11 protein-coding genes are annotated in these 14,206 nt (G+C 58.0%); 6 read left to right on the forward strand and 5 right to left on the reverse strand.

What is annotated here, in order from left to right; translation table 11 throughout:
* Positions 1-31: 31 nt before the first annotated feature.
* Together ACR0AU_RS05980 and ACR0AU_RS05985 are read right to left on the reverse strand one after the other, a co-directional pair.
* Positions 32-1,063 carry a permease gene (locus ACR0AU_RS05980; protein WP_480795410.1) on the reverse strand — a complete coding sequence of 344 codons (1,032 nt, stop codon included), beginning with the start codon at positions 1,061-1,063 and terminating at the stop codon, positions 32-34.
* Complete coding sequence (locus tag ACR0AU_RS05985) at positions 1,056-1,364, reverse strand: ArsR/SmtB family transcription factor (protein WP_170398716.1); 309 nt, start codon at positions 1,362-1,364, stop codon at positions 1,056-1,058. Before ACR0AU_RS05985 ends, ACR0AU_RS05980 begins: the two co-directional genes overlap by 8 nt.
* 146 nt (positions 1,365-1,510) lie before the next feature.
* Here ACR0AU_RS05985 and pdxR point away from each other — a divergent pair, with 146 nt between their 5' ends.
* The 5 genes from pdxR to ACR0AU_RS06010 all read left to right on the forward strand — a co-directional run bounded on the left by pdxR (position 1,511) and on the right by ACR0AU_RS06010 (position 9,586).
* Positions 1,511-2,971 carry a MocR-like pyridoxine biosynthesis transcription factor PdxR gene (gene pdxR / locus ACR0AU_RS05990; protein WP_170398719.1) on the forward strand — a complete coding sequence of 487 codons (1,461 nt, stop codon included), beginning with the start codon at positions 1,511-1,513 and terminating at the stop codon, positions 2,969-2,971.
* Between the two features lie 124 nt (positions 2,972-3,095).
* Positions 3,096-4,871, forward strand: a complete 1,776-nt coding sequence (gene xsc, locus ACR0AU_RS05995; RefSeq protein WP_170425785.1) for a sulfoacetaldehyde acetyltransferase — start codon at positions 3,096-3,098, stop codon at positions 4,869-4,871.
* Between the two features lie 170 nt (positions 4,872-5,041).
* Positions 5,042-7,858: a molybdopterin oxidoreductase family protein gene (locus ACR0AU_RS06000; RefSeq protein ID WP_170732500.1), complete on the forward strand. Its 2,817-nt coding sequence runs from the start codon at positions 5,042-5,044 to the stop codon at positions 7,856-7,858.
* Positions 7,859-7,949: 91 nt separating this feature from the next.
* The gene (locus tag ACR0AU_RS06005) at positions 7,950-8,699 is read left to right on the forward strand and encodes a 4Fe-4S dicluster domain-containing protein (RefSeq protein WP_480795411.1); all 750 of its coding nucleotides are present in this window, start codon (positions 7,950-7,952) and stop codon (positions 8,697-8,699) included.
* Positions 8,699-9,586, forward strand: coding sequence for a dimethyl sulfoxide reductase anchor subunit family protein (locus ACR0AU_RS06010; protein ID WP_480795412.1), 888 nt, complete (start codon positions 8,699-8,701; stop codon positions 9,584-9,586). Before ACR0AU_RS06005 ends, ACR0AU_RS06010 begins: the two co-directional genes overlap by 1 nt.
* Before the next feature lie 133 nt (positions 9,587-9,719).
* On the opposite strand, the gene dapA is transcribed toward ACR0AU_RS06010, so the two are convergent.
* Positions 9,720-10,592, reverse strand: coding sequence for a 4-hydroxy-tetrahydrodipicolinate synthase (gene dapA, locus ACR0AU_RS06015; protein ID WP_170732502.1), 873 nt, complete (start codon positions 10,590-10,592; stop codon positions 9,720-9,722).
* A 123-nt stretch (positions 10,593-10,715) separates the two neighbouring features.
* Between dapA and ACR0AU_RS06020 the strand changes: the two genes are divergently transcribed.
* Positions 10,716-12,689, forward strand: a complete 1,974-nt coding sequence (locus tag ACR0AU_RS06020) for a lytic transglycosylase domain-containing protein (protein ID WP_170508849.1) — start codon at positions 10,716-10,718, stop codon at positions 12,687-12,689.
* Here ACR0AU_RS06020 and ACR0AU_RS06025 read toward each other — a convergent pair.
* Both ACR0AU_RS06025 and mnmC2 read right to left on the reverse strand, forming a co-directional pair.
* On the reverse strand, positions 12,654-13,532 hold the full coding sequence (locus ACR0AU_RS06025; RefSeq protein WP_480795413.1) for a DMT family transporter: 879 nt from the start codon (positions 13,530-13,532) through the stop codon (positions 12,654-12,656). The genes ACR0AU_RS06020 and ACR0AU_RS06025 overlap by 36 nt on opposite strands.
* Positions 13,529-14,194 carry a tRNA (5-methylaminomethyl-2-thiouridine)(34)-methyltransferase MnmC2 gene (gene mnmC2 / locus ACR0AU_RS06030; RefSeq protein ID WP_480795414.1) on the reverse strand — a complete coding sequence of 222 codons (666 nt, stop codon included), beginning with the start codon at positions 14,192-14,194 and terminating at the stop codon, positions 13,529-13,531. Before mnmC2 ends, ACR0AU_RS06025 begins: the two co-directional genes overlap by 4 nt.
* Positions 14,195-14,206 lie beyond the last annotated feature (12 nt).

Genomic DNA, 14,206 nt, shown 5'->3' on the forward strand with positions numbered 1-14,206 from the left:
GCCCGATGGCTCAACCGGGCGGTTTTTTTGTTCAGATCAACTGAAACAGGATGCCTGCTACGATGGCACCGCTGATGCCCAACCCCAGATAGGTGGCAAAGACGCGCGGTTTCACCAGTGACCACACGGCCGCCATCGCAGGTATCGAACTGACGGCGCCGGCCACCATGAACGACATCGCAGCACCCGCACTCATACCCTGTTCCATCAGACCCGCAAGAAGCGGTGGTGCGACGTAAGAGTTCAGATAGGCAGGCATTCCGACCAAGGCTGCGATGACGATTGGTACAACACCCTCACCACCAACAACCCGGGCGATCAGGTCTGCCGGAACATAGCTGACCAGCAGCGCCTCGAGCACGTAGGCGAACGCTAGCCATTTGAGCAAGAACAGACCGTTATGAACGAATTCGGCCCGAAAGCGCGTCCGACGGTCAGGGTCTTGCCAGAACTTCCAGACGGGTTTGTCATCTTGCTTTGGTCCGCAACCGCAGCAACCAGCGGGTTTGTATTCACGCAACGGCTGCGCAAAAGCACCTCCCCGCATCAGGGTGCGCACCGCAAACCCGCCGAACAAACCCAACGCGACAGCGGCAACCGCTTTACCAATTGCAAACGGCCAACCCAGCGCACCCGCAGTAATCAGCAACGTCGGGGGGTCGATCAACGGTGAACTGAGCCAGAATGCCATCACGGCCGACAATGGCGCACCCAGAGCCAGCAATCCCGCGATGAACGGGATCACTTCGCAGGAACAAAATGGGGCCAGCCCGCCAAACAACGCAGCCAGAAAGATCATCCGTGTCTCGCGACCCTCAAATGCACGGGCGACCATCACTTCGGCCCCGGTTGCCTTCAGGTATGATAGCAGCAGAACAGCAAACAGGATGTACTGGCCCGTATGCGCAAGCGCTTTGGCTGCAAAACTCACAACCTCGGTCCAGTTGCCCGGATCAAGAACGGCCACCAGCGCCAGTATGACCATGATCAGAGCCCAGGGCGTTTTGATCAGGTCGATCAGGTTTCTGGCAAGTGGCTTGGGGTTTTGGGTCAGTTCAGCCATCGTTTGCGGCCTTTCCGATTTCGTCTGCGCAGCATTCACTTAGGATGAACTGCGCCAGGTTTCTCAATTCGTCAAAGCACGCGCGGTTGATCGTGCTACGCCCGATCTTCTCTTGCTCAACTACTCCGCCAGCAGCCAGAAACCGCAGATGATGCGCCAGAGTCGAGGGCGCGATTCCTGTCCTCGTTTGAATTTCTCCAACGGTCAGGCCTGCTTCCCCAGCACGAACCAAGGTCTTAAGAACCTTCAATCGGGCTTCCGAGCCCATGGCAGAGAAACCTGCGGCAGCTTCTTCCCACATCCTTTATCTCCATTAAACTAGATTTCTGGTTATTTAGTTTAATTCGTATCCTGCGTCAACCACACGTGTGCGTAAAACTCCCAACATGGTTCGCAGGGCCATAAGTCCAGATTGCCACCGCCTTAGGTCCAACCTATAACGATGCAATGGGTATTTCGGTCGACACATTCTTTTTGGAACGCAATGGGCAAGGCACCTTACAGGCGCAGCTGCAACAGCTGATTGCCGAAGGCATTCTGTCAGGACGCTTCCACGTCGGGGAAAAGCTGCCCTCGTCCCGTAAACTTGCTGCCCATTTGGGTGTCAGCCGGATTACGGTCACGCTTGCCTATACTGAACTGCTGGCCAATGATTACCTGACCGCCAAAGGCCGGTCGGGATACTATGTTTCAGAAAATGCGCCAGTGCCGCCGACCTACACGCCAGTGCGGCGCGACACCGAAGTGGTTGACTGGGATCAGGCGTTTGCCCGCCGTTTCTCGGGCGGTGATGTGCTGACAAAACCCAGCAACTGGCGTGACTACCGCTATCCCTTCATTTATGGCCAAGTCGACAGAAAGCTGTTCGATCATGCAAACTGGCGTCTCTGCGCAGTTCGGGCGTTGGGACATAAGGACTTTGATTCTCTGACCGGGGACTATGTCGATCAAGATGACCCGCTGCTGCTTGAATTCATCGCCCGGCATACTCTTCCCCGCCGTGGAATTGTAGCCCGGCCCGAAGAAATCTTGATCACCCTGGGCGCTCAGAACGCCCTTTGGCTGGCGTCTCGCATATTGCTGAACCGGAACCGTAGGGCAGCGATCGAGGACCCCTGCTATTACGCCCTGCGCGATCTTCTGATTCACTCGGAATGCAAGCTGTCTTATCTGAAGGTCGACCGGGACGGGTTGCCCCCGGAAACAATCCCTGACGATACCGACGTCATATTCACCACCCCCAGCCACCAGAGCCCGACAACCGCGACCATGCCGGTGGACCGCCGACATGCACTGCTGCGTCGTGCCCGCGAATTGGATGCCATGATCGTCGAGGATGACTATGAATTTGAAATGTCATTTCTCGGAGCCCCGTCACCGGCGCTCAGGTCAATGGATCGCGATGGGCGGGTGATCTACGTGGGCAGCTTTTCCAAGTCGCTGTTTCCGGGGCTTCGATTGGGCTACATGGTCGGGTCCGAACCCTTTATCCGTGAAGCGCGCGCCCTGCGATCTCTGGTCTTGCGTCACCCTCCTGGCCACATGCAGCGAACCGCAGCCTACTTCCTATCGCTCGGCCACTATGATGCTCAGATCCGGCGCATGTCTAAAACGCTGCAACGCCGTCGCGAAGCGATTGAGGAGGCGATTGGACAATATGGTCTGACTGTTGCTGGGCGCGGGATGCTGGGCGGATCATCGATCTGGATGCAAGCGCCGCTGCATGTAGACACCAGCAAACTGGCCCGAGACCTGCAGCGCCAAAGCGTCCATATCGAACCGGGTGAGGCATTTTTTTCAAGCCAGAACAGGCCAAAGAACTTTTATCGGCTGGGCTACTCTTCAATCTCGTCGGATCGTATCGAACCGGGAATCCAACAGATTGCTGAAGCGATCCGGCGTTCTTAAGCACTCTGGACTTAAACCGCTAACGGTTCTGGCCCTAACGCCACAGACACCCGTACGCCAAAACCGATCAGAAAACTGGGTGCAAAACCCCCGTTCCATCCTTCTATGATCGGAGATTACGCAGATGAAGATGACCACTGAAGAAGCCTTTGTAAAAACCCTGCAGATGCATGGCATCGAACATGCGTTCGGTATCATCGGCTCGGCCATGATGCCGATCTCCGACATCTTTGGCAAAGCAGGCATCACTTTCTGGGATTGTGCCCACGAAGGGTCCGGCGGCATGATGGCTGACGGCTACACCCGCGCAACCGGCAAGATGTCGATGATGATCGCCCAGAACGGCCCCGGCATCACCAATTTTGTGACCGCCGTCAAAACTGCCTATTGGAACCACACTCCGCTGCTGCTGGTCACTCCGCAGGCCGCAAACAAGACCATGGGTCAAGGTGGATTCCAGGAAATGGAGCAGATGCGCATGTTCGCAGACTGCGTTTGCTACCAGGAAGAGGTGCGTGACCCCAGCCGTATGGCCGAGGTTCTGAGCCGCGTAATCATGAACGCCAAGCGCGCTTCGGCACCTGCGCAGATCAACGTTCCGCGCGACTTCTTCACTCAGGTGATCGACATCGAGCTGCCTGCTGTTGTTGAGTTTGAACTGCCTTCGGGTGGTGCATCGGCCGTATCCGAAGCTGCCGCTCTGCTGTCGAACGCAAAGAACCCCGTTATCCTGAACGGTGCAGGCACCGTTCTGTCGAAAGGCGGCATCGAAGCGTCGAAAGCACTGGCCGAGCGTCTGGACGCTCCGGTTTGCGTTGGCTACCAGCACAATGACGCTTTCCCCGGCTCGCACCCACTGTTCGCTGGCCCGCTGGGCTATAACGGCTCAAAAGCCGGTATGCAGCTGATCAAGGAAGCAGACGTTGTTCTGTGCCTCGGTACACGCCTGAACCCGTTCTCGACCCTTCCAGGCTACGGCATGGAGTACTGGCCTGCAGATGCAAAGATCATTCAGGTCGACATCAACCCCGACCGCATCGGCCTGACCAAGAAGGTTTCGGTTGGTATCGTGGGCGATGCGGCGAGCGTTGCCACCAGCATCCTGAACCAACTGTCCGACACAGCCGGTGACGAAGGCCGCGACGCGCGCAAGGCTAAGATCGCCGAAACCAAATCGCGTTGGGCGCAAGAGTTGACCTCGATGGACCACGAGCAGGACGATCCGGGCACCACGTGGAACGAACGCGCGCGCGCGGCCAAGCCGGACTGGCTGAGCCCGCGCAAAGCATGGCGCGCGATCCAGTCCGCGCTGCCGAAAGAGGCGATCATCTCGTCCGACATCGGCAACAACTGCGCCATCGGCAACGCCTATCCTTCGTTTGAAGAAGGCCGCAAGTATCTGGCCCCCGGCCTGTTCGGCCCCTGTGGCTATGGTCTGCCTTCGGTCATTGGCGCGAAGATCGGCTGCCCGGATGTACCAGTTGTCGGCTTCTCTGGCGACGGTGCCTTTGGCATTGCAGTCACTGAACTGACCGCCATCGGCCGCGAAGAATGGCCCGCCATCACTCAGGTTGTGTTCCGCAACTACCAGTGGGGTGCGGAAAAGCGCAACTCGACCCTGTGGTTCGATGATAACTTCGTCGGCACCGAGTTGGACACCAAAGTGTCCTATGCCGGCATCGCCAACGCCTGTGGCCTGAAAGGCGTCATCGCGCGCACTCAGGATGAACTGACAGCGGCGTTGAGCCAGGCGATCGAGGACCAGAAGAACGGCATCACCACCCTGATCGAAGCAATGATCAACCAGGAACTGGGTGAACCCTTCCGTCGCGACGCGATGAAGAAGCCGGTTGAGGTTGCAGGTATCGACGCAAGCGACATGCGTCTGCAGCAGGTTTGATTGCTGTCAAAAACATAAGTCGGACCGTGTTCAACCGGTCCGCTTAAAGAAAAGCAGAGGAAGGGGGTGCCTGCACTCTCTTCCTCTATATGGTTGAGCCCGGTGTGCTTACGCTCCAGTGTGTTCAACACGTACAGGTACCAAGGCGATCCGCCACAGGGAGAGACAGCGTGAATCAACAACCGAACCTCAACCTATCCCCACCCGTGTCAGACGAGATCCGCCGGACTACATGCTACATGTGTGCCTGCCGCTGCGGTATCAACGTGCACATGAAGGATGGGAAGGTCGCCTATATCGAAGGCAATCGGGATCATCCGGTAAACAAGGGCGTTCTCTGCGCCAAAGGCAGCGCGGGGATTATGCAGGTGAACGCCCCGTCGCGCCTACGCGCACCGCTCAAACGCGTCGGCCCGCGTGGGTCTGGCGAGTTCGAAGAGATCAGTTGGGACGAGGCGCTCGAGATCGCTGTCGGTTGGCTAAAACCGATCCGCGAAGACAACCCCGAGAAACTGGCCTTTTTCACCGGCCGTGATCAGAGCCAGAGCTTCACCAGTTTCTGGGCACAGAATTTCGGCACCTGTAACTATGCAGCCCATGGCGGGTTCTGTTCGGTCAACATGGCAGCCGGTGGCATCTACACGATGGGCGGTGCATTCTGGGAATTCGGTCAGCCCGACTGGGATCACACCAAGCTGTTCATGCTGTTCGGCGTTGCAGAAGACCACGACAGCAACCCGATTAAAATGGGCATCGGCAAGATCAAGGCGCGCGGTGCCCGGGTGATTGGGGTAAATCCGATCCGCTCGGGCTATAACGCCGTGGCAGATGATTGGGTCGGCATCACCCCCGGTACCGATGGCCTGTTCATCTTGTCGATGATCCATGTGCTGATGAAGGCAGGCAAAATCGATCTGGATTACCTAAGTCGCTACACCAACGCGCCGGTCCTGATCAACGCATCCGACGGTCCGGAAAAGGGTCTGTTCCTGAAAGACGATGACGGCAAGCCATTGGTCATCGACCGCAATACCGGCAAGCTGACTGCTTTCGACACCCCCGGCGTCCGCCCTGACCTATCAGCGACCTACGAAAAGGACGGTGTCACTCACCGCCCCGTCTTCCACCACATGGCAGAACGGTATCTGGCGGATGAATACGCCCCCGAGGCAATCGCAGATAAATGCGGCGTACCGGCGACCCGCATTCGCGCGATTGCTGGCGAGCTGGCCCGTGTGGCCTTTGATGAAGCGTTCGAACTGGACCATGAATGGACCGATTTCCGGGGCGAGAAACACTCGAAGATGATTGGTCGCCCCGTCGCGATGCACTCGATGCGTGGTGTCTCAGCCCATGCCAATGGTTTCCAGACCTGCCGCGCCCTACATGTATTACAGATCCTGCTTGGAACGGTCGAAGTCCCCGGCGGCTTCCGCTTCAAGCCGCCCTACCCCAAGCCAGTTGAGGCGCATCCGACTCCGCATTGTAAGGTGACGCCGAATACGCCGCTGGACGGGCCGCATCTGGGGTTTGTTCGCGGCCCCGAGCATCTGGCGCTGAAAGAAGACGGCAGCCCGGCGCGGATCGACAAAGCGTTTACATGGGAAAACCCGATGTCCAGCCACGGGCTGATGCACATGGTGATCTCGAATGCCCATGCAGGCGATCCCTACAAGATCGATACGTTGTTCATGTACATGGCAAACATGTCCTGGAATTCGACCATGAACACCAAGGGTGTCATGGACATGCTGACGGACAAGGATGAGAACGGCGACTACGTGATCCCGCATATCATCTATTCCGATGCTTATTCCTCGGAAATGGTGGCCTATGCCGACCTTATCCTGCCCGATACAACCTATCTGGAACGACACGACTGTATCTCGCTACTGGACCGCCCGATCTGCGAGGCCGAGGCAGCGGCAGACGCGATCCGCTGGCCGGTGATTGAACCCGACCGCGACGTACGCGGCTTCCAGTCGGTTCTGATCGATCTGGCCAACCGCATGGGCCTGCCCGGCTTTACCAACGATGATGGCAGCGCCAAGTGGACGGATTACGCCGACTATATCGTCAACCACGAACGCAAGCCGGGCATTGGACCGCTTGCCGGTTTCCGGGGCGAAAACGGCGACAAGGAAGGTCGTGGCGAGGTTAACCCCGACCAATTGAACCAATACATCGAGAATGGTGGCTTCTATGTCGCGCATATTCCCGAAGGTGCGGATTACTACAAACCTTGGAACACTGCCTATCAAGACTGGGCTGTGGGCATGGGTATCTATGACAGCCCACAGCCCTATCTATTCCAGCTCTATTCCGAACCGATGCGTAAATTCCAACTGGCCGCCGAAGGCTACGGGGAACGCCAGCCCCCAGATCACCTGCGCGCGCAGATCCAAGATACAATGGACCCCCTGCCCATTTGGTACGAAACCGATCAGACCGGCAATGAAGGCTTCACCGTCAACGCTCTGACCCAGCGGCCAATGGCGATGTATCATAGTTGGGGCACACAAAACGCCTGGTTGCGTCAGCTGCATGGGCGCAACCCGCTATACGTCCCGACCAAGCTGATGCGTGAACACGGGCTGCAAGACGGCGATTGGGCCAAAGTCAGCTCTCCACATGGCGAGATCACGGTACCCGTCATGGAGATGGCTGCGCTGAACAACAATACCGTGTGGACTTGGAATGCCATCGGAAAGCGCAAAGGGGCCTGGGCCTTGCAGAAAGACGCCCCCGAGGCCACCAAGGGTTTCCTGCTCAACCACCTGATCCACGAGCTGCTGCCCCCCAAAGGTGACGGCCTGCGCTGGGCAAACTCTGATCCGATCACCGGTCAGGCCGCCTGGTTCGATCTGAAGGTAAAAATCGAAAAGGCCGCCGCTCCAAGCGATGCTGAAAGCCAGCCAGAATTCGCTCCAATCAAATCGCCGGTCGGGCAAGGGCCAAAGGATTTGGCCTGGAAGGTGGGCAAATGACCCGATCCGTTCTTCATCTGGCTATAAATATCTCGGGGTCTGGGGCAGAGCCCCAGCCCGCCCTGACCACAATCGCAGAGGCAAGGCAGTCATGACCCAGCTCCCCCAATCAACCGAACGCAAGATGGGTCTGGTCATTGATCTGGACACCTGCGTTGGCTGCCATGCCTGCGTCATTTCATGCAAAGGCTGGAACACCGAAAACTACGGCGCGCCACTGTCGGATCAGGATGCTTATGGTGCTGACCCTTCAGGCACCTTCTTGAACCGGGTGCACTCTTACGAGGTGCAACCCGCCGAAGGGCATGCCCAATTGATCCACTTCCCAAAATCCTGCCTGCATTGTGAAGACGCACCCTGCGTGACCGTCTGCCCCACCGGTGCCAGCTACAAGCGGGTTGAGGACGGAATCGTTCTGGTCAACGAAAATGACTGCATCGGCTGCGGCCTGTGCGCGTGGTCCTGCCCCTATGGCGCACGCGAACTGGATCAGGCCGAAGGCGTTATGAAGAAATGCACGCTTTGCGTCGATCGGATTTACAACGAGAACCTACCCGAGGTGGATCGTGTGCCCTCTTGTGTGCGCACCTGCCCGGCAGGTGCCCGGCACTTTGGCGATCTCGGAGACCCCGACAGCGATGTCAGTAAGCTGGTCGCCGAACGTGGGGGCATGGACCTGATGCCTGAAATGGGCACCAAACCCGTCAACAAATACCTGCCGCCCCGACCCAAGGACAAAATTGAGGAGCAGATTGACATTCTGGCCCCTCTACTGGCCCCGGTCGCCGAAGAGCCCAAGGGCTTCCTTGGCTGGCTCGACAAGACCCTGGAGAAGCTCTGATGCACCCGGCACCTTCCGTTATCATCTTTACCACTCTGTCCGGTCTCGGATTTGGATTGCTGTTTTTCCTGGGGCTCGGCATACCCGACATCTCGGGCTGGGTCGCGTTTGTGTTCTTCGCAATTGCCTATGGCTTGTCCGTCGGCGGTTTGCTCGCGTCGACCTTCCACCTCGGCCACCCGGAACGTGCGTGGAAAGCCTTTACCCAGTGGCGCTCTAGCTGGCTCAGCCGCGAGGGTTGGTGCGCGGTCATCGCGCTGCTCGTCATGGGGCTTTATGCCATCGGCGCAGTCTTTCTGGGCCAACGCTGGGGTGTGCTGGGCTGGATTGGCGCGGCGTTCTCACTGGCCACGGTCTTCACCACATCGATGATCTACACGCAGCTTAAGACCATCCCACGCTGGAACATGAACCTGACACCAGCCATGTTCTTGTCGTTCAGCCTTGCAGGCGGGGCGTTGTTGGCCGGAGCAGAAGCGCTTGCCCCTTGGTTGCTGGCCATTGCCGGCGCTGTACAGCTTGCCTATTGGGCCAAGGGCGACGGTGCGTTGTCCCGATCGGGAACCACGCTGGCAACCGCGACAGGGCTTGGTGAGCGAGGCGCTGTCCGCGCATTCGAACCACCTCATACAGGTACAAACTATCTGCTGCGTGAGTTTGTGCATGTGGTCGGTCGGAAGCATGCGCAGAAACTACGGATGATATCTTTTGGTCTGGCTTTTGTGCTGCCTTTACTGCTGCTTCTGATCCCCTTTGGCGGCGTTCTGATCAAGCATGTCTTTGCGCTTGTGGCGGTGTTGTCGCATGTCACCGGCGTTGCTGTTTCACGCTGGTTGTTCTTCGCGCAAGCAGAGCATGTGGTTGGGTTGTACTACGGCAAGCGTTGATGGGGGCTCTGCCCCCGTCGCGGTAAGCCGCGCCTCCCCCGAGGTATTTCTAGCCAGATGAAATTTGGATCCCGAATTAAAAAAGGGCGGCGCTCGATCTTCGAGGCCGCCCTTACGAGTCCGTATATTGATTTCAGATTAATCCAGCATGCGCCATTGCTGCTTCGATAGCGGCTTTGGTGCTGTCTTCCAGCTCGGTCAGAGGCGAGCGCACTTCGGTGCTACACAGGCCAAGTTTGCTGAGCGCGTATTTTGCGCCGACCAGACCGGGCTCGATGAAGATCGCTTCGTGCAGGGGCATCAGGCGGTCCTGATACTCCAGCGCCATTTCGTAGTCGCCATTCAGCGTTGCCTGCTGGAATTCAGCACAGAGCTTCGGAGCCACGTTTGCGGTGACCGAGATGCAGCCCACTCCGCCATGAGCGTTGAAGCCCAGTGCAGTCGCGTCTTCCCCGGATAGCTGGCAGAAATCCGCACCACAGCTTGCACGCTGCTGGCTGACGCGCGCCAGATCTCCGGTCGCGTCCTTGACCCCGATGATGCGCGGCAGTTTCGCCAACTCACCCATCGTTGCAGGAGTCATGTCGATGACCGAACGACCCGGGATGTTGTAGATGATGATCGGGATATCGGCACTGTCATGCAGAGTTTGGAAATGCGCCAGCAGCCCTTTCTGGGTCGGCTTGTTGTAATAGGGGGTTACGACCAGCGCCGCATCCGCACCGATTTTTTGCGCAAACTGAACAAACCGAATGGCCTCGACAGTATTGTTGGAGCCCGCGCCTGCGATTACAGGCACGCGACCTGCTGCAGCCTTCACCACTTCGGCGATAACCGTTTCATGTTCTTCATGGCTGAGAGTCGGGCTTTCGCCGGTCGTACCAACCGGAACCAGACCGGTCGAACCTTGCTGTAATTGCCATTCCACCAAGTGTTTGAGCGTTTCCAGGTCCAACGCGCCGTTGCTGAACGGGGTGACCAGGGCTGGCATTGAGCCTTTAAACATGGAACGCTCCTTAGGTGTTTTTTGCGCACCGGTCTGTCACGATTAAGGGTTTGTGAGTTGATCCCGGCGGTGCAAGGTTTATCCTGCATGGCTGTATCCTTGGTTTGTTGGGGAATGCAAGGGATGAGACGTATTCTGTCGCTTGGAATAGCGATGATTCTGGCGCTGATGCTACAGCCGCATGCCACTCGTGCGGATGCGACGCAGGATTTGCGCGCGGGGCTCTATGAGATGCGCAAGGGCGATTGGAATGCCGCGCTGCGCGTGGCAGGCCAGCGTGGATCGGTGGCGCGGGACATTATTGTCTGGCATTGGCTACGCGAAGGTTTTGGCAGCTCGGGCGATGTACTGGTGTTTCTTGAGCGGCGCCCGGATTGGCCCGGTTTGGCCTGGCTGCGCCGTAAAAGCGAGCCATCATTCACCGGGGCCGATCCGAATCGAGTTCTGAAATTCTACGAAGGGTTGCCTCCGCAAACAGCAGAAGGTGCTTTGAATTATGCCGTGGCCTTGAAAAGCCAAGGCCGCAATGGTGAAGCAGAAGCCGACGTCGTAACCGCGTGGCGAACTATGCCGATGGGGTCGGGCCTACAAAAGGATTATCTTGAGAACTTCGGGAAGCTTCTGAGACCACATCACGAGGCCAGGTTGGATCGGATGTTGTGGGATGGGCATCTTGTCAGCGCCGGGCGGATGCTGCCCCTGGTCAACTCTGATCAGCGCAAACTGGCCGAGGCGCGCATTGCCCTGCAAAAGCGCGAAAACGGAGTGGACGGCAAAGTCGCCGCAGTGCCGGAATCACTGGCCAAAGACCCTGGCCTGGCATTTGATCGTTTCGTGTGGCGGGATCGCAAAGAACTGGACGACAGCGCCATTGATCTGATGTTGGCACGCTCGACCGGACCAAAATCGCTGGGTGAACCCGACAAATGGGCGGAAGGGCGACGCAGACTGGCACGTCTTGAGATGCGCACGGGAGATGCCGAACGCGCCTATGCGATTGCCGCCAATCACCACATGACCCCCGAAATGGGCTATGGCTATGCTGATTTGGAGTGGCTCTCGGGATTTCTGGCGCTGCGCAAGCTGAATGATCCGGCCACGGCGGTGCGGCATTTCCAGAATTTCTCGGAGGCGGTGCAATCGCCGATTTCGAAGGGTCGCGGTGGATATTGGCTGGGCCGCGCCTATGCGGCGCAGGGGGATGCTGACAAGGCGCACGAGGCTTATGCCGAAGGCGCGAACTATCAGACCTCGTTCTACGGGTTGCTGGCGGCGGAACAAATCGGCCGTCCGTTTGACAGCGAATTGGCCAACCCACGCCGCGCGCCGCATTGGAAACAAGCCGCATTCGCTGACTCAAGCGTGTTGGAGGCTGGATTGCTGTTGCAGCGCGCAGGAGAGGGAAACCTTTCAGAACGGTTTCTGACCCATTTGGTGGAAGGTCTCGATCAAACCCAGGCCGCTCAGCTGGGTGACCTGGTGATCGAACTGAACGAACCGCATCTGGCCGTCATGATCGCCAAGCGCGCGGCAACAACCGGTGTTGTTTTGCCTGCCGCTTATTACCCAGTGCATCCGGTCGCAGATATGGGACTTCCCATGGCGAAGGAAATGACGCTGGCAATTGCCCGACGCGAAAGTGAGTTCGATCCGGTAGTCATCAGTGGCGCAGGCGCGCGCGGTTTGATGCAGGTCATGCCCGCTACCGCCAAACTTGTGGCTCAGGATTTGGGTATTCTGGGTGGCCATAAAACCGCGCGCCTAACCTCGGACTGGCAATATAACGCAAAGCTGGGGGCGAATTATCTTGCAACGCTTGCAGAGGACTTCAACGGCAATGTCGTGATGATGGCCGCTGGATATAACGCGGGGCCAAGACGGCCGATTTCGTGGATGGAACGCTATGGCGACCCGCGCCGGGGCCAGGTGGACGTGATCGACTGGATTGAGACCATTCCTTTCAAGGAGACGCGCAACTATGTCATGCGTGTCGCCGAAAGCCTGCCGGTCTATCGCGCTCGGCTTGGGCAGCCGGCTTTACCAGTGCCATTCTCAAAGGAACTAACTGGTTCGACCCTTTCGTCGTTCGCGCCATAAGGTGAACAGGCCCGCCGCGATCACCAAAGCTGCGCCCAGAACAACCTCGGGGCGCAGGGTCTCGTGGAAGATCGTGATGCCCAGAATTGCGCTCCACATCAGATGGAAATAGGCAAAGGGTTGCACGGCGCTGGCCTCGGCCATTTCGTAGCACTTAATCAATAGCCAGTGTCCCAGAGCGCCCGCGATGCAAAGCAACCCCATCCAAAACCAATCGCTGCTGGCCATGGGTTCCCAAGACCAGACACCAACAGCAGTCATTGCGACTGCACCAGCCACCCCAGTCCAGAAAAAACTGGTCGCAGTACTGTCACGCCGAGCCGCATAACGTGTCAGCAGGCCATAAATCGCGAACATAAACGCCGAGATCAGCGGGATTACAGCCCAAGGGTTGAACACACCGGCACCGGGCTGCAGGATGATCAACACCCCGATGCAGCCGACCCCGATGGCGGCCCAGCGACGCCAGCCGACTTTCTCACCCAGAACCGGGCCGCTGAGGGCAGCGATCAGCAGCGGATAGCTGATGAAAACGGCCTGGCTTTCAATCAAGCCCAGAATGGTAAAGCTGAAAACGGCGACACAAATTTCTGCGGCCAGTAACACACCCCGGAATATCTGGAGTCCCAACTGGCTGGTTTGCGCCGCCGCCCGCAAACCTCCGCTAGATCTCGCAGCCAGAGCAATCACGAATGCGGCAAAGAACCAGTACCGGATCATCACCACCATATACGTATTGTAGGTACCGGCCAGATGGCGCGAAATCCCATCCTGCAAAGCAAACACGATCGTCGCGCTGACCATAAGCGCTATACCGGCGTTGACGTTGTTCTTCTGGCTCATTGCTTCACCGCCCGGGTCATGTGCCGTTTACGGCCAAAGCCGGGGCTGCGGGTAACATCAAAACCTGCGTCGGATAGGCCCCGACGCACGAAACCCGCGGCAGTATAGGTTGCCGCTGTACCGCCTTGAATCGTGTGCTCCGCCACCTGCTGCATCAGGTCAGCCTCCCACAGCTCGGGGTTTTTTGCGGGTGAGAAGCCATCCAGAAACCACGCATCTGCCTCACCTGCCCATGTGGGCAAGGTCTGGCGCGCGTCTCCGACCATGACCTCAAGATGCAACGTGTCCAGCACGCATTTCTGCCCATTCCATGTTTTCAGAAAGCGATCGGCCCACGGTGTCATCTCGGGGAAGGCGGCTAAAGCACGCGCCATATCGTCAGGCGCCATCGGAAAGGCCTCGAAGCTGGTGAACCGTAAAGGTGTAGTCTGCCCTGCTGCTTCCCACGCCGACCACGCGGTCAACAGATTCAGGCCGGTGCCAAAGCCTAGTTCAGCGATGTGAAACCCCGGTACAAAGCGCGTTGGCAGATCGTTGCCTGCCAGAAACACATGACGCGTTTCCTCTAACCCGTTCTGCAACGAGTAATAGGGGTCATCGAACCGATTCGAGACCGGGATCTGGTCTTCCGTCCAAGTAAGTTCGGCACGCTGGTCTGCCATCGGGGAATCCTG

The organism is Ruegeria sp. CG1, assembly GCF_056537265.1.

What these genes read in the sequence shown, in the direction of transcription:
- ACR0AU_RS05980 (WP_480795410.1), bottom strand. Translation starts at nt 1,063, where the DNA reads ATGGCTGAACTGACCCAAAACCCCAAGCCACTTGCCAGAAACCTGATC.
- ACR0AU_RS05985 (WP_170398716.1), bottom strand. Translation starts at nt 1,364, where the DNA reads ATGTGGGAAGAAGCTGCCGCAGGTTTCTCTGCCATGGGCTCGGAAGCC.
- pdxR (WP_170398719.1), top strand. Translation starts at nt 1,511, where the DNA reads ATGGGTATTTCGGTCGACACATTCTTTTTGGAACGCAATGGGCAAGGC.
- xsc (WP_170425785.1), top strand. Translation starts at nt 3,096, where the DNA reads ATGAAGATGACCACTGAAGAAGCCTTTGTAAAAACCCTGCAGATGCAT.
- ACR0AU_RS06005 (WP_480795411.1), top strand. Translation starts at nt 7,950, where the DNA reads ATGACCCAGCTCCCCCAATCAACCGAACGCAAGATGGGTCTGGTCATT.
- ACR0AU_RS06010 (WP_480795412.1), top strand. Translation starts at nt 8,699, where the DNA reads ATGCACCCGGCACCTTCCGTTATCATCTTTACCACTCTGTCCGGTCTC.
- dapA (WP_170732502.1), bottom strand. Translation starts at nt 10,592, where the DNA reads ATGTTTAAAGGCTCAATGCCAGCCCTGGTCACCCCGTTCAGCAACGGC.
- ACR0AU_RS06020 (WP_170508849.1), top strand. Translation starts at nt 10,716, where the DNA reads ATGAGACGTATTCTGTCGCTTGGAATAGCGATGATTCTGGCGCTGATG.
- ACR0AU_RS06025 (WP_480795413.1), bottom strand. Translation starts at nt 13,532, where the DNA reads ATGAGCCAGAAGAACAACGTCAACGCCGGTATAGCGCTTATGGTCAGC.
- mnmC2 (WP_480795414.1), bottom strand. Translation starts at nt 14,194, where the DNA reads ATGGCAGACCAGCGTGCCGAACTTACTTGGACGGAAGACCAGATCCCG.